This window comes from Pantoea sp. JZ2 (genome assembly GCF_035191405.1).
GTDB lineage: Bacteria > Pseudomonadota > Gammaproteobacteria > Enterobacterales > Enterobacteriaceae > Pantoea > Pantoea stewartii.
Genome location: NZ_CP045247.1, coordinates 1,479,363 through 1,501,746 on the forward strand (window position 1 = coordinate 1,479,363; position 22,384 = coordinate 1,501,746).

Sequence of the window (22,384 nt, forward strand, 5' to 3'; positions counted from 1 at the left end):
TTAACGTCATCTTTCCGCGATGTGCATGTCATAAAACGCCTTTAGTGTAAGCGCCAATGAGATCGATCTCATTGGCGACTGACGAGGGTGAAATGAGTGACTTAATTCGTGTGGCAGAACGGGCTGGGGTTTCGCGCGCCACCGCCGCACGTGCCTTTTCCGATCCCCATCTGCTTAAACCTGGCACGCTGAAAAAGGTGCTGGATGCCTCGGAAGCACTGGGTTTTCGCCCCAACCATATTGCGCGCCAGCTCCGTACGCAGAGTTCGACCACTCTGGGCGTACTGCTGCCATCACTCAGTAACCCGGTGTTTGCGTTACAGCTTCAGGCAATGGAGCACCAGGCCCGGCTGGCGGGTTATGGCCTGCTGGTCGCGACAACGGATTATCAGCCAGAACGTGAGGCGTCGATCGTTGAACACATGCTGCGTCAGCGCGTAGCAGGGATGGTCCTGACCGTGTCAGATGCTGACAGCAGCGCCGTATTACCCACCCTGGCTGAAGCCCGCATGCCTTTCGTTCTGGCGCATAACATGCCGCAGAACACCGCCTGGCGCAGCGTCTGTGTGGATAACCGCCGGGCAATGGCAGAAGCCACTGCGCACCTGATCGCGCTGGGCCATCGGCATATTGTCATGGCGGCAGGGCCGATGTTGCAGTCTGACCGTGCACGTCAGCGCTACCTCGGCTATTGCGATGCGATGCAGCAGGCAGGCTTTACGCCCAGCGCGCTGGTTGATATGCCCAGCCACATTCACGCCCTGTTCGATCCCTTTTTACCGTTGATGACGGGCAGCGATCCGCTGACCGCCGTAATTTGCAGTAACGACCTCCTGGCCATCAGCCTGATGGGGGCGGCCGCGCGTGCAGGCATTAACGTACCGCAACAGCTGTCTGTTATGGGCTTCGATGGTATTGCCATCGGTGAACAGCTTTCGCCTTCACTGGCCAGCGTGGTGCAGCCCAGCGAGCGGTTGGGTGCCTGTGCCATCGATATGCTTCTCGATTCGTCTGCTGAGGCTTCGCGCTTACTGGACCACCACCTGCGTTCAGGCGAGAGCATCGCAGCAATTTTTCATTCTTCAACATCAGGAAAACATCATGTCTACACACAATAAAATTGCGCTGTTTGCCAGCGCGGCGTTGCTTACCGCCTGTGCATTATCCAGCCCGCTGGCGCAGGCCGAGGAGAATGCGATTTGCTACAACTGCCCACCGGAATGGGCGGACTGGGCGACACAGCTCCAGGCGATCAAAAAAGACACCGGTATTGTCGTGCCGCAGGATAATAAAAACTCCGGCCAGGCTCTGGCGCAGCTCGTCGCCGAAAAAAATAACCCCGTCGCCGATGTGGTGTATTACGGTGTCAGTTTTGGGATTCAGGCGGCACAGGCGGGCGTGGTGACCGACTACAAACCCGCCAACTGGGATCAGGTTCCGGCAGGGATGAAAGACCCACAGGGTAAGTGGGTCGCGCTGCACTCTGGCACCATGGGGTTTATGGTTAACGTCGATGCCCTGGGCGGCGCGCCGGTGCCGACGTCCTGGGACGACCTGCTGAAGCCAGAATACAAAGGCATGGTGGGTTATCTGGATCCCGCCAGTGCGTTTGTCGGTTATGTCGCTGCCGTGGCGGTGAACCAGGCGAAAGGGGGCACGATGCAGGATTTTACCCCCGCGCTGACGTGGTTCAAAAAGCTGCAGGCCAACAAGCCGATTGTGCCTAAACAAACCGCCTATGCCCGCCTTATCTCTGGCGAAATCCCGATTTTGCTGGATTACGACTTCAATGCCTATCGCGCGAAGTATAAAGATCATGCCAACGTCGTCTTTGTCATTCCTCAGGAAGGCACGGTGACGGTGCCTTACGTCATCAGTCTGGTAAAAAACGCCCCGCATGCTGCCAATGGCAAGAAAGTGATGGACTACGTGCTGTCGGATAAAGGGCAGGCGATTTGGGCTAACGCCTATCTGCGCCCGGTGCGGCCTTCTGCGATGTCCGCAGAGGCTAAAAAGCGCTTCCTGCCCGACAGCGATTACGCGCGCGCCCATACTGTTGACTACCAGCAGATGGCTGATGCACAGAAAGCCTTCTCTGCCCGTTATTTGAGTGAGATTCGGTAATGGCCTTGTCGAATGCCCGCAGCGGTTTACCGGTGGCCTCGCGCCACCGGTCTCGCCGACGTGAGCAGGGGGCCAACTGGCCATGGATGCTGCTGCCGGCCTTACTGTTTTTTGCCGCCTTCTGGCTGTTGCCTTTTGCCCGTTTATTACAGATGGGCATGACGCCGGATCGCAGCACCCGGCACAGTGGTTACTGGACAGTGATTACCCAGCCCCAGTATCTGCAAAGCCTTTTTAACACCGTCCTGTTGTCGCTGGCGGTCACACTGGTCACGCTCGCGATTGCCAGCGTGGTGGGCTGTTTTCTGGCTCGCCAGCGCTTCGCCGGGCGCGGCACCTTACTGGCGTTGCTCACGTTCCCCCTTGCGTTCCCGGGTGTGGTGGTCGGGTTTTTAGTGGTGATGCTGGCGGGACGGCAGGGCGTGCTGGCGCAGATCAGTATGCAACTGGTTCATGAACGCTGGACGCTGGCCTACTCGCTTACTGGGCTGTTTGTTGGCTATCTCTACTTTTCACTGCCCCGTGCCATTGTCACGCTGGTCGCCGCCAGTGAAAAACTGGATCGTTCGCTGGAGGAGGCCGCTCGCTCATTGGGCGCCAGCCAGTGGCGCATTATTTGTGACGTGATTGTGCCGGGTCTGAAACCGGCACTGCTCTCCAGCGGTGCACTGTGTTTTGCCACCAGTATGGGCGCATTCGGCACCGCCTTTACGCTAGGCACCGACCTGAGCGTACTGCCACTCACGATTTACGGCGAGTTTACTAACTATGCCAACTTCGCCACGGCGGCGGCGCTGTCGGTGGTCATGGGCGCGGTGGCCTGGCTGGGATTGATGCTGGCACGTGTACTGACCCAATCCCGGGAGGAGAAGACCTCATGAAACGGCGTGGACTGTTCTGGCTGCAAATCGCGATCACGACGCTGACCGCCCTGTTCATGATTGTGCCGGTGGTGTTATCCATGCTGGCGGGCGTCACGCAAAACTATTTTGTCGGCCTGCGTAGCGGGCTGACGTTGAAGTGGGTTGAACAGGTGTGGGACATGTACAGCGACACGTTTTGGCTGTCGCTGATGATCGCGGTGAGCTGTTTGCTTGTCACGATGGTTGTCGGCGTGCCCGCCGCCTGGGGATTACTCAAGTCGCCGTCGCGCTGGTCGTCACGTATTGAAGAGTGCCTGATGCTGCCCGTGGCGCTACCGGGCCTGGCGACGGCGCTGGGGATTATCCTGCTGTACGGCCAGTTTTCCGGCCTGCGCGACAGTTGGGTTTTTATCCTGATTGGCCATGTGCTGTTTACGCTGCCGTTTATGATCCGCCCGGTTCTGGCCGTGATGCAGGCTATCCAGTTGCCCCGACTGGAAGAGGCAGCCGCCAGCCTGGGGGCAGGCTTCTGGCAGCGTTTTTTCACCGTGGTGGTTCCCAACTGCCGTAACGGCATTCTTGCCGGGGCTTTTATGGTGACGACGCTGTCGGTCGGCGAATTCAATATTACCTGGATGTTACATACACCGCTGACCAAAACGCTGCCTGTGGGCCTGGCCGACAGCTATGCCTCCATGCGGCTGGAAGTCGGCTCGGCGTACACCTTGATCTTCATTTTAATGATTTTACCCCTGCTGCTGATGCTTAACGCCTGTAATCACTGGCTTGAACGTCAGTCACGTCAGCCACTCAGCGAGGAAAAGGCATGAATAACGATGCTGTTAACGTTACGTTGCGCGGCTGCGCGCGCCGTTTTGCGCATCACCAGGCGCTGCATCCTCTGGATCTCAGCGTGCACGCTGGCGAAACCCTGGTGCTGCTGGGGCCATCGGGCTGTGGCAAAACCACGACGTTGCGCATTATCAGTGGCCTGGAGCGTACCGATGCGCCGGGTGAAGTCTGGTTTGACGATCGCAACGTGACCGATTTGCCGATTGAAAAACGTAACGTCGGGATGGTGTTCCAAAACTATGCGCTGTTTCCCAATCTCAACGTGGCGCAAAACGTGGCCTACGGCCTGAAAGTGCAGGGCATCCCGCGTGCCGAACGCGAGGCACGAGTCCAGGAGATGCTGGAACTGGTCGATCTGACTGCACTGGCCCAGCGCCATATCGATAAACTCTCTGGTGGTCAGAAGCAGCGCGTTGCGCTGGCAAGAGCCCTGGCGGCCCGGCCTAAAGTGTTGCTCTTTGATGAGCCGCTGGCGGCGCTGGACGCCAAACTGCGCGAACGCCTGCGCGCAGACATCGGCGATCTGCTGAAAAAGCTGGCGATTACCGCCGTCTATGTGACGCACGATCAGCAGGAAGCCATGGCACTGGGCGACCGTATTGCGGTCATGGAGCAGGGCCGCCTGGTCCAGATTGCGACGCCGCAGGCCATTTATCAGCGTCCGGCTTCGCGCTTTGTGGCGGACTTCGTGGGCGCGATTAACTGCATTGAAACCGATGAGCAGGGGCAGCCGGTGAGATTCTGTCGTCCAGAGGATGTCCTGCTGGCAGAAGCGGGGCGCTATGCCCGACACGGCTGTATCGTCGCCAGCACCTTTCTCGGTGCCTCTCAACGCCTGCAGATCGATATTGGCCTGGATAAGCCCATCCAGGTCGAGCGTCACGCGCGCGAAAACTGGCATGCCGGGCAGCGTATCAGCTGGTCACTGGCCGGGCAGGCCGCGCTGGAATTTACCGCTTAAGGAGTGAAAGAGTGTCCGCTAATCCTACGCTGATCGCACAGATCAGTGACTTACATATTAAAGCGCAGGGGCGTTTGTCTTATAAGAAAGTCGATACGCACACGGCGTTACTGCGGGCCATCGCCACGCTGAATGCACTGCAACCGCGTCCTGACGTGGTCGTGATTACCGGTGACCTGGTGGATTTCGGCACCGCCGCAGAGTACCAGACGCTGCGCCAGGCGCTGGAGAGGCTGGAGCGGCCCTTTTACCTGATGGCAGGTAATCATGACGACCGCCAGGCCCTGCGGGCCGCGTTTCCCGATCACACTTATCTGCAACAGGGCCCGACGCTCAACTGGCGGCTTATCGTCAGGGACGTCCAGCTACTGGCGCTGGATTCCAGCGTGCCGCACCAGCCATGGGGTGAACTTGATGATCGGCAGCTTCGCTGGCTGGATGACGCACTCACTGCGTCACCAGACATGCCCACATTGGTGATGCTGCACCATCCGCCGTTTGTCTGCGGTATTGATCACATGGACCGTCAGCGATTACGTCAGCCCGAAGCACTGGCGGCGATTATTGCACGCCATCCCCAGGTTGAACGGGTGCTGTGTGGGCATGTACATCGGGCTGTTCAGACGCGGTTTGCCGGCACGCTGGCCTGTATTGCGCCCGGCGTTTCTCACCAGGTTGCGCTGGATCTGCAACCGGATGGCCCGGCCAATTTTGTGCTGGAACCGGCGGGGTTTTTGCTGCATCGCTGGCAGCGGGAGCAGGGCATGACCACCCACCAGTGCGCAATCGGCGACTACGACGGCCCCTGGCCCTTCTATGACGAAAACGGTTTAATCGATTAAATGCGCGTCAGGGCGATTTTTTGAACTGTACTGTGCTTAAGCCTGCTCAAAATGTCCTACAGCGTGTAGACTTACAGGCTGTAGAACCGCGATATGATAAAAACAACAGAGCCAGGCACAGCACAATGAATTTTCGCACTGTGGCGTCAACGCCATGTTAATGAATTTCCGTCCAAGAGCTGACTTACGCACGCTTATTGCGCTGCTGGTCATCATCAGCATCGTTATCACCCTGGCCAATAATTTATATGCCACATGGCGCGTGCAGCGCATGGTGCTGATCGACAGTACGCTGGAAGCCAACCGCGCCTACGCGGCTAAGCTGGCCTCGACCAGTGAGGTTTTTTTTCGTCTGGCGCAGTCACAGTTGCACTTTAGTGCCAATGTACTGGGAAAGGATTTCGATAACGAAGAACTGTTAAAAACGGAAGTGAATCGCCTGCGCGAGCAGACGGACAGTTTTAACTCGGTGGCCGTCGTGGATGAAAACGGTACGGTGCGGGCCATCTCGCCGGAGTCGCTGACCCTGACCGGCATGCATCTGACCAGTGATGCGTCACGTGAAGCGCTGCAAACCCGGCAGCCCATGATCAGCAAGCCCACGGTTTCCGCCGCCAATAACCTGCTTATCTTTGTCTCATGGCCCATCTGGAACAGTCAGGGACACTATCTCGGTTATGTCGGCGGCACCATTTACCTGAAAAAGAAAAGCATTCTGAATGCCCTGCTGGGTGAACAGTTTTACCGGGACGGCACCAGCGTCTTTGTGCTCGACAGCAATAATCAGGTGCTCTATCACCAGAACCGGCAACTGGTTGGCAAAACCATACCGCCGCTGTTGAGCGACCGTGAACGGCAGGAAAAAGATAACGGTTCACTGGTGTTAACAGAAACCGACAAACCCACCCGGCTGGCGGGCTATGCCATCGTTCCGACCACGGGCTGGATGGTCGTGGCGCTAAAACCGGTAGACGCGACGCTGCAACCGCTGTCGGGTCTGATACTTAAAGTCCTTAAACACTCGGTTCCCTTCGCGCTTCTGACCTTGCTGGTGGCGGTGATTCTGGCCCGGATGATCGCTATGCCGCTCTGGCAACTGGCCCGCAAAGCCAGCAAGATTGATGGTCAGAGCGCCACCAACGATATCGGCGGCATTCATGCCTGGTATTTTGAGGCGGCGCAGGTGAAACGTGCCCTGCTGACCGGTATCGGGCTGGTGCAGGATAAGATTGGCCGTCTGAGTTCTGAGGCACAAACCGATCCGCTGACTCAGCTCCTCAACCGACGTGGCCTGAATGCCGTGCTCGATTATTTCCAGACGCTGCAACAGCCTTTTGCCGTGCTGGCACTGGATATCGATCATTTCAAAAACGTTAACGATAACTGGGGCCATGACGTCGGCGACCGGGTGATCCAGCAGGTGGCCAGAACGCTCCAGCAAAGCGCCAGAAAGCAGGATATTGTCAGCCGTAACGGCGGGGAAGAGTTCCTGATGCTGTTACCGGATACCAGTCTGGCCGACGCCGAGGCCATCGCTGAGCGCATACGTCTGAGCATCGCAGGCGAGGCGGTGGAAAATGTCGGCAATATCACGCTCTCAATTGGCGTGGCCGAATGGAGTGCACGCCGCGTGCCGCTGGAAACCAGTCTGAAGCGTGCCGACGATGCGCTCTATCAGGCCAAAAACGCAGGACGTAACTGCACTGTCGTCGCGAAATAGCGCGAAAGCGGCGCACCCTTTTCATCGTCTGAAGGCAGAAACGATGCCCGATGCAGCAGGGCTGCGCTCAGGAATTGATATGTTCCCGGCAGTAGCGTCGCTTCCAGCTGGCGGGCGTTAAGCCCGTTAGCTTGCGAAAAATCTGGCGAAAGTATCCGACATCATTAAAGCCACACTGACGCGCCACATCGGTTAACGAGAGGGAATCCCCGGTCAGCAATTTTTCTGCCATGACGATACGCTGGCGGTGAATGGCTTCCGTCAGCGTTAAGCGGAAAACGCGCCGGTAAACCCGCCCAAGGTAATCTGCATTACAGTGCAGCGTTTTCGCCAGACCCGAGGTGGACAGGGGCAAATGATACTGCGTGCGAATCAGCTGATTCGCCTTCCAGGCCAGATCGGCACCGGGGCTGTCAACGGTGTTTTCTTGCATGGCCGGGACGGTAAGCTGCTGCAGGATAAGCAGTAAAATACACTCCAGCGCCACGCTACGGTGAATATTCTGCTGTTCACTGAGAAACTGCCGGAACAGGGCAATGACATAAGCCGGATCGCCTACGCGCGTATGTTGAGGAAGGTGCAGCAGGCTCTGGTGTAACGTTGTCTGCGGTACAGGATGTTTCAACCAGTCGAAATGCAGCCAGTAAAATTTCAGATCAGGCGGAAATACGCCTTCTCCCACATGCCAGTGCCCGGGCCTGAGCAGTAAACTTTCTCCCGCCGTCACGCGAAACAGCACGTCGTCCTCACGGATAGTGAGTTGCCCACGCTCAACGAAAATAATTTCCCAGGAGGTCAGTCTGCGCGCCGGATGTGACCCTGTCCCGCGCGAAATAAACAGACCGCCGTTTTGCACCCGAACCGGAAACGCGATGGATAAGTCGAACATCATGATGCCTTTTCCCGCTGCTGATAGCGTTTTTTAGACTCTTCTCCCTGATTATTAACTAAAAATAGCCGCCGTGTCTGATCAAGCTCACAGTTTAACGCTCAGGTCGGAATCCTCCCTTTTTTATACTTTTTCGTTCTCTTGTGGGTTAGCCGATTCCTGACAGAATACATCGGGTAAGGCGCCAAAACACCGATAAGCCCGTTATAAAGCGGGCAACCCTCTCTGTCCTGCATGAGGAAGACTTTATGACGTCTACGACACTTGAACAGAACACACTGGCGCAGTCGAACACACAGCAGATACTGTCCCTGCGTGAAAAAATCGGCTACGGACTGGGTGACGCTGGTGGCACCGTCATTACCTGCCTGATAACGAATTTTCTAACCTTTTTCTATACCGATGTGTTTGGCTTAACGCCAGCGCTGGTCGGTACGCTGTTTATGGTGCTGCGCATTTTTGATGCGATATCAGATCCGGTGATGGGCGTGATAGCGGACCGCACGCACAGCCGATGGGGCCGCTTTCGTCCCTGGCAACTGTGGATAGCCCTGCCTGTCGGAATTATTGGCACGCTGACTTTCACCGCGCCCGCGCTTAGCATGGACATGAAAATGGTCTGGGCCTTTGCGACCTATCTGCTGCTCTCACTCAGCTATACCGCCATCAATGTGCCCTATTGCGCGCTGATTAACACCATGACGACGCGCCACTCGGAAGTGTTGTCCTGTCAGTCCTGGCGCTTTGTATTGTGTGGTGTGGCTGGCTTTCTGGTCTCAGTAGGGCTGCCGTGGCTGGTCGCTGAACTGGGAAAAGGAAACGCGGTGCTCGGCTATCGCGCAGGGGTCGGGATCCTGTGCGGACTGGCGGTGGTGATGTTTCTGTGCTGTTTCTTTTGGGTGCGTGAGCGCGTACCGCTGGATACGTTAGGCAAGTTCACCCTGCGGGAACATCTGGCCGGGTTACGCAAAAACGATCAGTTGTTACTGATGCTGCTGATGTCTTTTTTGCTGATTAACGTCTTCAACATCCGCGGCGGCGGCTACATGTACTTCATTACCTATGTCCTTCAGGGAAGCACGGCCTATACCTCCCTGTTTTTTACCATGGTGACCTTAGCCTCCATTTTGGGCTCGTTCATCGTGAATCCGCTTTCCAGACGCATTGATACCGTCCGGCTTTACTTCTGGACCAATATCGTGCTGGCGGCGGTGGCGCTGTGCATGTGGTTTCTGCCGGTTGGGCCGGCGTGGCAGAGTCTCTGGCTGGTGGTCATTCTGAGTAATGGTGTCATTCTTGGGTTTACCCTGCCGCTGCACTTCGCCCTGATGGCCTTTGCCGATGACTATGGCGAGTGGAAAAACGGCGTCCGGTCATCGGGCATGAATTTCGCCTTTAACCTGTTCTTTATCAAGCTGGCATGGGCATCCAGTGCCGTCATCATCAGCCTGCTGTTTGTTGCGGTGGCCTATAAACCGGGCACAGGCAATCAAACCCCGGCTTCGCTGCATGCGATTACCGCCATGGAAACGCTGTTACCGGCCCTCTTTCACCTGCTGCTGGCCTTTGCCGTCCGTGCCTGCAAGCTGACTAACCCGATGATGACGCAGATTTCGCATGACCTGCGTATTCGCCATGTCCAGTCTTAAGGAGAGCATGATGTCTGTAAATGAAGTCGATCTGCATAAGCTCCAGATTCACGATCCGTTTCTTGGTCAGTATCAGCATCTGGTGCGGGACGTGGTGATCCCTTATCAATGGGCCGCGCTTAACGATCGTGTTGACGACGCCGAACCGAGCCATGCCATAGCCAATTTCCGCATTGCGGCGGGCCAGCAGACGGGCGAATTCTATGGGATGGTGTTCCAGGACAGCGACGTGGCAAAGTGGCTGGAAGCCGTGGCCTGGTCACTGTGCCAGAAGCCGGATGCTGAGCTGGAGAAGACCGCCGATGAGGTCATAGAGCTGGTCGCGGCGGCGCAATGTGAGGATGGCTATCTCAACACCTACTTTACGGTAAAAGCCCCGCAGGATCGCTGGACAAATCTGGCCGAGTGTCATGAGCTCTACTGCGCCGGACATATGATTGAGGCGGGCGTAGCGTTTTTTCAGGCCACCGGCAAACGACGACTGCTGGCGGTGGTGTGCAAACTCGCCGATCACATCGACAGCGTGTTTGGCCCCGGCGAGCAGCAGCTGCACGGTTATCCTGGTCACCCGGAGATCGAACTGGCGCTGATGCGGCTGTATGACGTGACCCAGGAGCCGCGCTACATGGCGCTGGCCGACTATTTTATCACGCAGCGGGGAACGCAGCCGCACTTCTATGATGATGAGTACCAGAAGCGTGGTCAGACGTCGTACTGGCACACCTATGGGCCCGCGTGGATGATCAAGGACAAGGCTTACAGCCAGGCGCACCAACCTCTTGCGGAACAGCAGCAGGCGGTGGGGCACGCCGTGCGCTTTGTCTATCTGATGACCGGTATCGCGCACCTCGCACGGCTGAGCCAGGATGAATCGAAACGACAGGACTGTCTGCGTCTGTGGCACAACATGGCGCAGCGACAGCTCTATATTACCGGTGGCATCGGTTCGCAGAGCAGCGGTGAAGCGTTCAGTAGCGATTACGACTTACCGAACGATACGGTTTATGCCGAAAGCTGTGCCTCGATTGGGCTGATGATGTTTGCCCGTCGCATGCTGGAAATGGAGGCGGACAGCCAGTACGCCGATGTCATGGAGCGCGCCCTGTATAACACAGTGCTGGGTGGTATGGCGCTGGACGGAAAACATTTCTTTTACGTCAATCCGCTGGAAGTTCATCCGAAAAGCCTGCCTTTTAATCATATTTACGATCATGTGAAACCGGTTCGTCAGCGCTGGTTCGGCTGCGCCTGCTGCCCACCCAATATCGCCCGTTTGCTGACCTCTCTCGGCCATTATATTTATACGCCGCGCGAGGATGCGCTGTTTATCAATCTCTATATTGGTAACCGGGTCGAGATCCCGGTTGGCAATCAAACGTTGGGCCTGCGGATCAGCGGTAATCTTCCCTGGCAAGAAACCGTCACGATCACCATCGATTCCACCCAGCCTGTGAACCATACGCTGGCCTTGCGCCTGCCCGACTGGTGTGCGTCGCCGCAGATAACCTGTAACGGGACGGAAGTGAACGAGGCGGCGCGCAAAGGTTACCTGTATCTGACCCGTCACTGGCAGGAAGGCGATACGGTAACGTTAACCCTGCCCATGCCGGTGCGCCGGGTTTACGGCAATCCGCTGGTGCGCCATGTGGCGGGCAAGGTGGCCGTTCAGCGCGGGCCCTTGATCTATTGCCTGGAACAGGCGGATAACGGCGAGCAGTTACATAATCTGTGGCTGCCTGCGTCGGCGACATTCCGTACCTTTGCAGGGAAGGGGGTCTTTGCGCACAAGGTGCTGATTCAGGCGGAAGGGATCAGAAAAGCGGTGCGTGAACCTGAGCAACAGCTGCTGTGGCATTACGATCAGGCACCTGCGCTGGCGCAACCCCAGACCTTAACCTTTATTCCCTGGTTCTGTTGGGCCAATCGCGGAGAAGGGGAGATGCGTATCTGGGTGAATGAGGCCTAACGGCGTCATCTCTGCCAGCAGCCGGGCCCGGTGCCCGGTCTGAATTGCCGCAGGCGCGATCTGATTCGTAGCGTCTGCGGTGTTCAACGGTCTGCCGCCAGCGGCGAGGATTTTTCGTCAGCGCGGTTTTCGCGCCTTTTCAGCCCCCAAATATCCGGTACAATCGTGGCCCCTTATGACGTCATGGACCCAACGGCATGCTGGCTTTATTGATTCAATGGTACAAACGCCGTTTTAGCGACCCACAGGCGATTGGCCTGCTGGTGATTCTGCTGGCGGGATTTTGCATTCTGTTCTTCCTGAGTGGCCTGCTGGCACCGTTGCTGGTGGCCGTGGTTCTTGCTTATCTGCTTGAGTGGCCAACCGTGCGCCTGCAACGTATTGGCTGCACGCGCAGCTGGGCCACCAGCATTGTGTTGGTGCTGTTTGCCGGCATCCTGCTGGTGTTAGTGCTGATCGTCGCGCCTGTGGCGTGGCAGCAGGGCATTAACCTGACGCGGGATCTGCCTAACATGCTCAACAAGCTCTATCTCTACGCGGCCGGTTTGCCCCGACGTTTCCCGGCGCTGGTCGATGCCGGCATTATTGATGTGATTGTCGAAAACCTGCGTGGTCGTCTGAGCGGCGTGGGCGACTCACTGGTGAAGTACTCACTGGCCTCGCTGGTCGGGTTGATGACGCTGATGATTTATCTGGTGCTGGTGCCCCTGATGGTGTTCTTTCTGCTGAAAGACAAAGACCAGATGCTGAACGCCGTACGACGTGTTCTGCCGCGAAACCGTGGTCTGGCCGCCGAGGTATGGCAGGAAATGAATCAGCAAATCACCAACTATATTCGTGGCAAGGTGCTGGAGATGATCGTCGTCGGCATCGCCAGCTGGCTGGCGTTTCTGTATCTCGGTCTCAACTATTCTCTTTTGCTGGCGGTGCTGGTGGGCATATCGGTCCTGATTCCCTATATTGGCGCCATGCTGGTAACGATACCGGTCATTGGCGTCGCCCTGTTTCAGTGGGGGCTGGGCACCGAATTCTGGACATTGCTGACCGTCTACCTGGTCATCCAGGCGCTGGACGGCAATGTGTTAGTTCCGGTGTTGTTCTCCGAAGCGGTTAATTTGCATCCGCTGGTGATTATATTATCCGTAGTGATCTTTGGTGGGTTATGGGGCTTCTGGGGCGTATTTTTTGCGATTCCGCTCGCCACGCTGGTGAAGGCGGTGGTGCACGCCTGGCCGGATGCCACGCTTGACGAAACGCTGAGTCGGTAAACAATCAGGGCGCGGTTTTCACCGCGCCCTGAGAGGCTCATGCAGACTTAAGATAGTCCATCACGATGTCGTGGTGATTGGACGTTTTGAAATCGTCGAACACTTTTTCAATCTTGCCGTTGGCATCGACCAGGAAACTGATGCGGTGGATGCCGTCGTAGGTTTTACCCATAAAGGTTTTTTCACCCCAGACGCCAAACTGCTGGCATACCTGGTGATCTTCGTCCGACAGCAGCGTGAAGTTAAGCAGCTCTTTTTCTGCAAAACGTGACAGCTTTTCCGGTTTATCCGTACTGATTCCCAGGACTTCAACGCCCGCCTTTTTTAGCTCATCCATGTTGTCACGCAGACCACATGCCTGAACAGTACAGCCTGGCGTCATGGCTTTAGGGTAAAAGTAGACCAGAACGCGCTGACCCTGGAAGTCGGCTAAATTCACTTGTTCGCCATCCTGATCGGGCAAGCTAAATTTCGGTGCGGTATCACCGGCTTTCAGTGGATTCATCACATCTCTCCATTTTTTCGGTTCATGCTGTGGTTAATACACCATGAGGCGAGAAACAGCCAAATGGAAAATTATCAATTTCAGACGGTTTCCTCACCTGACCGTACTTTTAACGTAGCAGAACAGTCTGCGAGGCGCTCGTCTTTACCTGCCGGGTACAACCAGTTCGTGGGTGTCCGCATCGCTCAGACTGTAAAGCCGTAACGAACCCTCTGCATTCAGTTCCTGACATAACGCATTAAACGCCAGTTCAAATGCCGGGCCGTCGCTGCGCGTCGGGCTGTGTGCCGTCATCTGAATATAGAGTGTGGCGGGTTTGCCGTGTTGAGCAGGCTGAATACGTGAAACCAGTTCCGCAATGTTCATCTGGTGCTTATCGGTGAGATCCGTAAAGCGCTCAATGATATGCGGTGAGTCAGCTACCTCGACCTGGATAAAGGCCGTGTCGGGCATCGGTGGGCGTGCGGTAGCGTGCGTACGCTTCATCACGATCAGCAGTTCCAGCTCTGCGCCTTTGAGCGGGAGCGTGGACTCAATCAGCGTGATCGCGTTCCAGCTGCCGGACAGCAGCATAATGAATGTGAATTCATCCCCAAGCATGGCAAGGCGACTGTCTTCGATGTTGCAACCGCAACTGCTGACGTGGCGAGTAATCGTATTAACGATACCCGGACGGTCAACACCCAGAGCGGTGATCACCAAGTGATGGGGTTGAGATTGCGACAAAATAGGATTCCCTGTGCATTTGCTAATAACCATAAGGTAAACATAAAAAAAACTGCTGACAAGCGCGGGAATAGCGGAGCTTGCTTGCTTTTCCCTAAGTGTAAACCGTACCATGAAGCACTTGTTTGTCGAGGGGATCGCCAATGTTTACGGGAAGTATTGTTGCACTCGTTACGCCGATGGATGACAAAGGTAATGTCTGCCGTGCGAGTTTGAAAAAACTGATTGATTACCATGTCGCCAGCGGTACTGCGGCGATCGTTTCCGTCGGCACCACCGGCGAATCAGCCACCCTGAGCCATGAAGAACATGGTGATGTGGTGCTGCAAACCCTGGATCTGGCGGATGGGCGTATTCCCGTGATTGCCGGCACCGGCGCCAATGCGACAGCGGAAGGCATCTCGCTGACCAAACGATTTGAAAATTCAGGCGTTGTTGGCTGCCTGACGGTCACACCTTACTATAATCGCCCTACCCAGGAAGGCTTATACCAGCACTTTAAAGCGATTGCCGAGAGCACCAGCCTGCCGCAGATGCTGTATAACGTCCCTTCCCGTACCGGTTGTGATATGTTGCCGGAAACCGTTGCCCGCCTCGCTGAAATCAAAAATATTATCGGAATCAAAGAGGCAACCGGGAACTTATCGCGTGTCAGCCAGATCCAAGAGCTGGTTGATGATGCGTTCATCCTGGTGAGTGGCGACGACGCCAGCGCACTGGACTTTATGCAACTGGGCGGTAACGGCGTCATTTCGGTGACGGCAAACGTAGCAGCACGCGAAATGGCCGAACTGTGCAAACTGGCACAGCAGGGCAATTTCGTTGAAGCTCGCCGTCTGAATCAGCGTCTGATGCACCTGCATCAGACGCTTTTCTGTGAACCTAATCCAATCCCGGTTAAATGGGCGGCAAAACAGCTAGGATTAATCGCTAATGACACGCTGCGTCTGCCAATGACGCCACTGACGGCGGTTTCACAGCCAAAAGTGGAGCAGGCGCTGGTGAAAGCGGGTTTGCGATAATTTAGGGAGTGTGAATGAATTACTCAGTAAAGCGGTCAACGATTGCAACGGTGGTGGGGCTTTCCACCCTGATGCTGTTGTCGGCCTGTTCGAACGATCAGCGTTATAAGCGCCAGGTCAGCGGTGATGAATCTTACCTGCAGGCCAGCGGGCTGCGTGAGTTAAAAGCGCCGCCGGGCATGATTCTGCCTGTTCAGAACGGCGAATACGATGTCCCACCGTCAACCAGTCAGGCACCGGTTGGCAAGCAGCTGGATATCCGTCCACCGGCGCAGCCGCTGGCCTTGATGAACGGCTCACGCGCGCAGTTCAGCAATAACACCGGCGCACTGATTTTCGACAACAACCGTGGATCAATTTGGTCGCAGGTTGTGGGCGTTGTGCAGGCGAAAAACTTCCCGATTGCGTCGCGCAATGACGCCGGACAGCAGCTGACCACCGACTGGGTGCAGTGGAACCGCGCAGATGAAGACAAGCAATATCGCGGGCGTTACCAGATCAGTGTGAAATCACAGAGCTATCAGCAGGTGCTGACCGTGCGTCTGCTGGAACTGCAGCAGGAAGGCACTAACATCACTTCGCCAGAGCAGATCCAACGCTATACCGCGCAGATGCTGAATGAGATTGCGGCGGGCATGGACAAGGTTGCCACGGCGAATGAAAACGCCGCAGCGGGCCGCGTGAACGGTGCGATTGATGTGCAGAGTGCAGCGGATGATACCGGCCTGCCTATGCTGGTATTACGTACGCCGTTCAACGTCGCCTGGCAGCGCCTGCCTGCGGCAATGAAACGCGTCGGAATGGACGTCACGGACACGACCCGTTCAACCGGCAGCATGAAAGTGACCTACAAAGCGCCGGGCAGCAGCACCTGGGACAGCCTTGGCGCCAAAGATCCTGAACTGCCAAACGGCGATTACAAGGTTCAGGTTGGCGATCTCGATAACCGAACCAGTCTGCAATTCATTGATCCTAAAGGCCATGTGCTGACGCAGGCGCAAAATGATGCGCTGGTGTCGGTGTTCCAGGCCGCAATGAACAAATAAAATTACCCCAGGCCGGAGATTCTCCGGCCTTTTTATTTTGTTTTTTGGCATAATAGCGCACGTCGAGGTAATCGATTGCGTCACGGCAATCGACCTGAATATGTTGCCTCAGAACCGGATCTTTCATGTTTGGAGTTAATAAGATGCAAAAGCGAGCTGAGTTGTATCGCGGTAAAGCGAAAACCGTATACAGCACCGATAACCCGGATCTGCTGATACTTGAGTTCCGCAACGATACATCAGCAGGCGATGGTGCCCGCATCGAGCAGTTTGATCGCAAAGGCATGGTCAATAATAAGTTCAACCATTTCATCATGACGAAGCTGCAGGAAGCGGGCATTCCGACGCAGATGGAAGCCCTGCTGTCGGATAACGAAGCGCTGGTGAAAAAGCTTGAGATGGTACCGGTAGAATGCGTCGTTCGTAACCGCGCAGCGGGTTCGCTGGTTAAGCGCCTGGGCGTTGAAGAGGGCATGGTACTGAATCCCCCGCTGTTCGACCTGTTCCTGAAGGATGACGAGAAGCATGACCCGATGGTCAACGAATCCTACTGCGAAACCTTTGGCTGGGTCAGTAAAGAAAACCTGGCACGGATGCGAGAGCTGACGTACAAGGCGAACGACGTACTGAGCAAACTGTTTGATGATGCCGGGCTGATCCTGGTGGACTTCAAGCTGGAGTTTGGCCTGTTTAAAGGCGAGGTCGTGCTGGGTGATGAATTCTCCCCGGACGGTGCGCGCCTGTGGGACAAAGAAACGCTGGATAAAATGGACAAAGACCGCTTCCGTCAGAGCCTGGGTGGCCTGATTGAAGCTTACGAAGCGGTGGCCCGTCGCCTGGGCGTGAAGCTGGACTGAGTCTGCCCTTCGTCTGTCGACAAAAGGAGAGCGCGGGCTCTCCTTTTTCATTTTGGTGGAAAGCTGGTGATTGCGGCCTCACACAACTAAAATCATGCCATCTGCATAACAGGCCACAGGGAGCAAAACATGCGCTGGCAAGGACGTCGCGAAAGCGACAATGTTGAAGACCGCCGTAATCAGTCATCGGGCATGGGAGGAGGACGCATTCCTCTGCCACGCGGTAAAGCGGGCATTATCATGCTGATTCTGGTCGCCGTCGCGGGTTATTACGGTTATGACCTGACGCCGTTGCTGACGGGCGGCGAGGCGACGCCGGGCAACCAACAGCAGCAGCAACAGCGCAGCGCCGATCCCCATCAGGATGAAGCGGCCAAATTTACCTCGGTCATTCTGGCGACGACCGAAGATACCTGGGACAAGCTGTTCAGACAAATGCATAAGCAGTACACGCCACCCAAACTGGTAATGTATCGCGGTGCCACGCGCACCGGCTGCGGGACCGGGCAGTCGGTTATGGGACCGTTTTATTGCCCGGCAGACCAGACCGTCTACATCGATCTTTCGTTCTATGACGAAATGAAACACAAACTGGGCGCAGGCGGTGATTTTGCGCAGGGTTATGTAATTGCACACGAAGTCGGCCACCATGTGCAGAAGCTGCTGGGCATTGAGCCCCGTGTACGCCAGATGCAGCAGGGCGCCAGTCAAAGCCAGATCAATCAGCTGTCCGTTAAAATGGAACTTCAGGCCGACTGCTTTGCCGGCGTCTGGGGCCACTATATGGAACAGGAGAAGATCCTTGAGGTGGGCGATTTGCAGGAAGCCCTGAATGCCGCCGAAGCTATTGGCGACGATCGCCTGCAGCAGAAAAGTCAGGGGCGCGTGGTGCCCGACAGCTTTACCCATGGTACATCGCAACAGCGCTATACCTGGTTTAAGCGTGGCTTTGACACCGGCAATCCTGGCCAGTGCGATACCTTCGCCGGTAAAGGATGACGCTGGCGGCCGCCAGCCGCGCGATGGCGTCGGCGGGCATACGGCGCGTAGCCGTTATCAGTGGTGATGCTGACTACAGCCTGACGATGGCTGCGCGCTGGTTCGACGCACTGGCGGGCGACTGGCTGTGTCTGAGTGACGTCCCTCTCGGCCCCGGCCCGCATTGTGTGCCAGCGGCGTTCCGTACCTTACTGGGGCGTGAGTTTCATCATGCCGTTTTCGATGCCCGATCGGGCTTTCATGCCGAGGCATTCGCCGCGCTGGCGGGCACGCTGACGGCTGGCAGCTGGCTGCTGCTGTTAGTGCCGCCGTGGCGACAGTGGCCACAGCAACCCGACGCGGACAGCCTGCGTTGGGCCGACGTCAGCGAACCCATTGCCACACCTTACTTTATCCGCCATCTGCAACGCCTGATCGAACAGGATGCGCAGGGACTCTTACTGCGGCAGCCGTCGCCACTTAACGTGCCCGACTGGCCAGCCTTACCGGAATGGCACAGCCAGGCAACCGTCCAGCAGCAGACAATCTTATGTCAGCTGAACGGCCTTTCTGCAGGCGTGGCGGTCCTGACCGCTGCACGCGGCAGAGGGAAATCGGCTCTGGCCGGGATGCTCGCCCGCCAGAACACACGTTGCCTTATTACCGCCCCGGCAAAAGTGGCTACGGGCGTCCTGTCTGCCTTCGCGGGTGAGCACTACCGCTTTATGGCGCCCGATGCCATTCTGGCTCTGGAAACCGTGCCAGACGTTGACTGGCTTATTGTCGATGAGGCGGCGGCGATTCCCGCACCGCTGCTGCATGCGCTGGTAGCGCGTTTTCGTCGCGTGTTGCTGGTAACGACCATTCAGGGTTATGAAGGCAGCGGACGTGGCTTTATGCTGAAGTTTTGTGCGGAGCTGGAGCAGGTGCGCCATTTTACGCTGGATGAACCGCTGCGCTGGGCGCGCAACGATCCGCTGGAAAACTGGCTGAATCAGGCGCTACTGTTTGAAGAAACGCCCGATATGCCCCCTGCGAAAGTGGGCGGTCCGCGTCGGGCGGAACGCACGAATATGCCTGCCTTACGGGCGGCTTATCAGCTGCTTACCAGCGCTCATTATCGCACCTCGCCGCTGGATTTACGCCGCCTGCTGGATGCGCCAGGTATGCACCTGTGGCTGGCGGGCACTGTCCCGGCATTGCAGGGCGCGCTCTGGCTGGTGGAAGAGGGCGGACTGAGCGAGGCGTTAGCTCAGGCAGTATGGGCGGGCCACAGACGGCCGCGCGGCAATCTGGTGGCACAGTCACTGGCGGCCCATGCCGGTTTCACCGACGCCGCCACGCTGCGGGCTTTACGTATCAGCCGGATTGCCGTGGCACCCCGCGGACGCCGTCAGGGAACCGGCAGGCAACTGGTCACGGCGGCCTGCGCGGCGGCGACCGGATACGACTATATCTCGGTGAGTTTCGGCTACACTGAAGCGTTATGGGCGTTTTGGCGCGCCTGTGGCTTTACGTTAGCGCGCATTGGCAGCCAGCGCGAAGCCAGCAGTGGTTGCTATGCCGCGATGGCGCTGCTGGGACTGACGTCGTCCGGCAGGCAGTTGCAGCAGAAAGCGGCGCAGCAGCTGGCGCGGGACTGGTCATTTCTCAGCGCACATATACCACTGGCATTGCCCTTGTCCGCAGCCGATGACTGCGCGTTTACCCCGTTTGATGCCCGGCTCGCAGCCGGGTTCGCCTGGGCACAACGCCCGTTTGAAGCAAGTCTGGCGGTGCTCCAGCGTCTGGTCATTGTCAGCCCGGCTCCGTTACGCCTTCTCAGGCAGGCCGTCAGGGCCGACACCAATCTGTCCCGGCTGGCGCAGACCGCGCAGCTAAACGGACGCAAGGCGTTAATCACCGCACTGCGCGCGGAAGCCGCAGAAGCACTTCTGGCGTTGCAAAGCATTGATGGTGAAGGGTTTCGTCAGCAATTGCAATAAATCCACCAACTCGTTCAAATATTCCCAATATGATCCTGCGCCAGGGCGCGTAGAGTAGTAGCAGGAGGTCGATATGACACTGAGATATGTAATTGTTCAGCAACCCCCAAAAGTTGCCCAGCTGTTTTTGCTTTACCATGCCGTGGGTGATAACCCTGACGCCATGGGGGAAATTGGCAGCTGGTTTGCGAAAACCTTCCCTGCGGCGCTGGTCGTGTCGGTGGGATCGCCAGGGCCTGGCGGTCAATGGTTTAGTGAGGCCGGACTTCATGATAAAAGCGAGCAGCAGTGCGTTAACGCCAGTATGCCGCAGTTTGTTGAGTCCGTTCGTCACTGGCAGCAGCAGAGCGGCATAAGTCCGGAAGCCACGGCGCTGGTCGGGTTTTCACAGGGCGGAAGCATGGTGCTGGAGGGCATCAAAGCGCACAACGATCTGGCGGGCCGCGCAGTGGTGTTCAGCGGACGTTTTATTACCCTGCCGGAGAGCGCCAGCACCCGCACGACGGTGCATCTGATTCATGGCGATTATGATGACCGCGTGCCACTGGCACATGCTCATCAGGCCGAACAGCGTTTAACCGCACTCGGCGGTGACGTCACGCTGAATGTTGTGGACGATCTGGCCCACGCCATCGACCACCGCAGCATGAATTTTGCCCTGCATCATCTGCAGTACACGGTGCCGAAACGCTACTTTGACGAGGCGTTGGGCGGGGCTAAACCCGGCGATGATGATGTGATTATGACAATGTAACCGGGCACGCCCTCGCGACCGCGAGGGCGCAAACGCGTTATTTCTTCTTCGGCCAGTCTTCGTCGTCATCCCATTTGTCGTTGAAATCACGATGAGGCGGGAGATCGGGCTTGTTATCCATAAACTTTTTGTGATCGATGCGTTTCAAATCCTTAAACACATTCATCAGCACACCGACCATCAGCAGGACCACCAGGATCCACCAGTAATCTTTAATAAACTCCACAGGCCTGCTCCTTTCCTCGCTGTCAGGCGATCAATTGTTCCATGATGCGTTGATACATCCGGCTCAGCATCTGCAAATCGGATGCTTTCACGCACTCGTTGATTTTGTGAATCGTGGCATTCACAGGCCCCAGTTCGACCACCTGCGACCCCATGCGGGCAATAAAACGCCCATCAGAGGTGCCACCAGACGTCTGCAACTGCGGCTTAATTTCATTATAGTGCGTAACGGCGTTGACTACGGCATCCACCAGTTTACCGCGTGACGTCAGGAAGGGCTGACCGGACAGCTTCCATTCAATGGTGTAGCGCAACTGATGGCGATCCAGCAGTTCTGCCACACGTTGCTGGATCAGGCTGTCGGTGAGTTCGGTACTGAAGCGGAAATTGAACTGCACGAACAGTTCACCGGGGATCACGTTATTGCTGCCGGTGCCTGCCTGAATATTGGCGATCTGCATACTGGTGGCCGGGAAGAACGCGTTGCCCTGATCCCATTCGGTTGCCACCAGTTCATTCAGCGCGGGCATCGCGCGGTGTACCGGATTATCGGCCAGCTGTGGGTAGGCCACATGGCCCTGTACCCCATGTACCGTCAGGTTAGCCGTAATCGAGCCACGGCGGCCGTTTTTCACGACGTCGCCCACGATTTCGCTGCTGGAGGGTTCGCCGACCAAGCAATAATCCAGACGTTCGTTACGCGCCATCAGCCGCTCGACCACTTTGACCGTGCCGTTGGTGCCGCTGGCTTCTTCGTCAGAGGTAATCAGAAACGCCAGTCGCCCTTTATGGTGAGGATTGACTGCGACAAAACGTTCTGCGGCAACCACCATGGCGGCCAGCGAGCCTTTCATGTCGGCAGCACCACGACCAAACAACATGCCGTCGCGAATGGTCGGCTCAAATGGCGGATTGATCCAGCGGCTGGCGTCACCCGGTGGCACCACATCGGTATGACCAGCAAAGGCCAGGGTTTCCCCTTCACCGCGCGTAGCCCAGAAGTTCAGCGTGTCGTCGATATTCATGGTTTCGATGTGGAAGCCGATTGCCTGCAGGCGGGCAATCAGCAGCGCCTGGCATCCGGCGTCATCGGGGCTGAGAGAGGGACGACGAATAAGCTGCTGCGTCAGCTCAATGACCGGACAAAACATA

Annotated in this window: 21 protein-coding genes; 16 read left to right on the forward strand and 5 right to left on the reverse strand. The window is 56.8% G+C overall.

Annotation, left to right across the window (positions count from 1 at the left end):
* The first annotated feature begins 92 nt into the window (after positions 1–92).
* The 7 genes from GC087_RS07395 to GC087_RS07425 all read left to right on the forward strand — a co-directional run bounded on the left by GC087_RS07395 (position 93) and on the right by GC087_RS07425 (position 7,362).
* Positions 93–1,118, forward strand: coding sequence for a substrate-binding domain-containing protein (locus tag GC087_RS07395; RefSeq protein ID WP_110268128.1), 1,026 nt, complete (start codon positions 93–95; stop codon positions 1,116–1,118).
* On the forward strand, positions 1,102–2,124 hold the full coding sequence (locus GC087_RS07400; protein WP_039339928.1) for an ABC transporter substrate-binding protein: 1,023 nt from the start codon (positions 1,102–1,104) through the stop codon (positions 2,122–2,124). The genes GC087_RS07395 and GC087_RS07400 overlap by 17 nt, the downstream gene beginning before the upstream one ends.
* Positions 2,124–3,005 (forward strand): ABC transporter permease, encoded by an 882-nt coding sequence (locus GC087_RS07405; RefSeq protein WP_039339926.1) that lies wholly within the window; start codon positions 2,124–2,126, stop codon positions 3,003–3,005. The genes GC087_RS07400 and GC087_RS07405 overlap by 1 nt, the downstream gene beginning before the upstream one ends.
* The gene (locus tag GC087_RS07410; protein WP_054633348.1) at positions 3,002–3,817 is read left to right on the forward strand and encodes an ABC transporter permease; all 816 of its coding nucleotides are present in this window, start codon (positions 3,002–3,004) and stop codon (positions 3,815–3,817) included. The genes GC087_RS07405 and GC087_RS07410 overlap by 4 nt, the downstream gene beginning before the upstream one ends.
* Complete coding sequence (locus tag GC087_RS07415; RefSeq protein WP_033740849.1) at positions 3,814–4,800, forward strand: ABC transporter ATP-binding protein; 987 nt, start codon at positions 3,814–3,816, stop codon at positions 4,798–4,800. Before GC087_RS07410 ends, GC087_RS07415 begins: the two co-directional genes overlap by 4 nt.
* A gap of 11 nt (positions 4,801–4,811) precedes the next feature.
* On the forward strand, positions 4,812–5,642 hold the full coding sequence (locus GC087_RS07420) for a phosphodiesterase (protein ID WP_039339921.1): 831 nt from the start codon (positions 4,812–4,814) through the stop codon (positions 5,640–5,642).
* A 154-nt stretch (positions 5,643–5,796) separates the two neighbouring features.
* Positions 5,797–7,362 (forward strand): sensor domain-containing diguanylate cyclase, encoded by a 1,566-nt coding sequence (locus GC087_RS07425; protein ID WP_033740847.1) that lies wholly within the window; start codon positions 5,797–5,799, stop codon positions 7,360–7,362.
* Between the two features lie 67 nt (positions 7,363–7,429).
* Here GC087_RS07425 and GC087_RS07430 read toward each other — a convergent pair whose 3' ends face one another.
* Positions 7,430–8,251: a helix-turn-helix domain-containing protein gene (locus tag GC087_RS07430; protein WP_039339919.1), complete on the reverse strand. Its 822-nt coding sequence runs from the start codon at positions 8,249–8,251 to the stop codon at positions 7,430–7,432.
* 248 nt (positions 8,252–8,499) lie between these two features.
* Here GC087_RS07430 and GC087_RS07435 point away from each other — a divergent pair, with 248 nt between their 5' ends.
* The 3 genes from GC087_RS07435 to GC087_RS07445 all read left to right on the forward strand — a co-directional run bounded on the left by GC087_RS07435 (position 8,500) and on the right by GC087_RS07445 (position 13,134).
* Entirely contained in the window at positions 8,500–9,900 is a 1,401-nt protein-coding gene (locus GC087_RS07435) for an MFS transporter (RefSeq protein WP_324030188.1), read from the forward strand.
* A 10-nt stretch (positions 9,901–9,910) separates the two neighbouring features.
* Positions 9,911–11,866, forward strand: coding sequence for a glycoside hydrolase family 127 protein (locus GC087_RS07440; protein WP_324030602.1), 1,956 nt, complete (start codon positions 9,911–9,913; stop codon positions 11,864–11,866).
* A 197-nt stretch (positions 11,867–12,063) separates the two neighbouring features.
* The gene (locus GC087_RS07445) at positions 12,064–13,134 is read left to right on the forward strand and encodes an AI-2E family transporter (RefSeq protein ID WP_006120437.1); all 1,071 of its coding nucleotides are present in this window, start codon (positions 12,064–12,066) and stop codon (positions 13,132–13,134) included.
* 37 nt (positions 13,135–13,171) lie between these two features.
* Here the strand turns inward: GC087_RS07445 and bcp are convergent, their stop codons facing one another.
* Positions 13,172–13,639 (reverse strand): thioredoxin-dependent thiol peroxidase, encoded by a 468-nt coding sequence (gene bcp / locus GC087_RS07450; RefSeq protein WP_006120436.1) that lies wholly within the window; start codon positions 13,637–13,639, stop codon positions 13,172–13,174.
* A gap of 144 nt (positions 13,640–13,783) precedes the next feature.
* A complete protein-coding gene (locus tag GC087_RS07455) occupies positions 13,784–14,398 on the reverse strand; it encodes a glycine cleavage system transcriptional repressor (RefSeq protein ID WP_375093515.1) in 615 nt (204 codons plus the stop codon).
* A gap of 110 nt (positions 14,399–14,508) precedes the next feature.
* Between GC087_RS07455 and dapA the strand changes: the two genes are divergently transcribed.
* From dapA to ypfH, 6 genes are all read left to right on the forward strand, one after another.
* A complete protein-coding gene (gene dapA / locus GC087_RS07460; protein ID WP_110268135.1) occupies positions 14,509–15,387 on the forward strand; it encodes a 4-hydroxy-tetrahydrodipicolinate synthase in 879 nt (292 codons plus the stop codon).
* A gap of 14 nt (positions 15,388–15,401) precedes the next feature.
* Complete coding sequence (bamC, locus tag GC087_RS07465) at positions 15,402–16,433, forward strand: outer membrane protein assembly factor BamC (RefSeq protein ID WP_324030192.1); 1,032 nt, start codon at positions 15,402–15,404, stop codon at positions 16,431–16,433.
* A 143-nt stretch (positions 16,434–16,576) separates the two neighbouring features.
* Complete coding sequence (gene purC / locus GC087_RS07470) at positions 16,577–17,290, forward strand: phosphoribosylaminoimidazolesuccinocarboxamide synthase (RefSeq protein ID WP_033740988.1); 714 nt, start codon at positions 16,577–16,579, stop codon at positions 17,288–17,290.
* Between the two features lie 129 nt (positions 17,291–17,419).
* The gene (locus GC087_RS07475; RefSeq protein ID WP_039339910.1) at positions 17,420–18,289 is read left to right on the forward strand and encodes a KPN_02809 family neutral zinc metallopeptidase; all 870 of its coding nucleotides are present in this window, start codon (positions 17,420–17,422) and stop codon (positions 18,287–18,289) included.
* Positions 18,286–20,253 (forward strand): tRNA(Met) cytidine acetyltransferase TmcA, encoded by a 1,968-nt coding sequence (locus GC087_RS07480; protein WP_324030194.1) that lies wholly within the window; start codon positions 18,286–18,288, stop codon positions 20,251–20,253. Before GC087_RS07475 ends, GC087_RS07480 begins: the two co-directional genes overlap by 4 nt.
* 73 nt (positions 20,254–20,326) lie before the next feature.
* Positions 20,327–21,007 (forward strand): esterase, encoded by a 681-nt coding sequence (gene ypfH, locus GC087_RS07485; protein WP_006120422.1) that lies wholly within the window; start codon positions 20,327–20,329, stop codon positions 21,005–21,007.
* 37 nt (positions 21,008–21,044) lie between these two features.
* Here ypfH and GC087_RS07490 read toward each other — a convergent pair whose 3' ends face one another.
* A complete protein-coding gene (locus GC087_RS07490) occupies positions 21,045–21,188 on the reverse strand; it encodes a YpfN family protein (RefSeq protein WP_416383435.1) in 144 nt (47 codons plus the stop codon).
* 67 nt (positions 21,189–21,255) lie between these two features.
* Entirely contained in the window at positions 21,256–22,383 is a 1,128-nt protein-coding gene (dapE, locus tag GC087_RS07495; RefSeq protein ID WP_006120418.1) for a succinyl-diaminopimelate desuccinylase, read from the reverse strand.
* Position 22,384 lies beyond the last annotated feature (1 nt).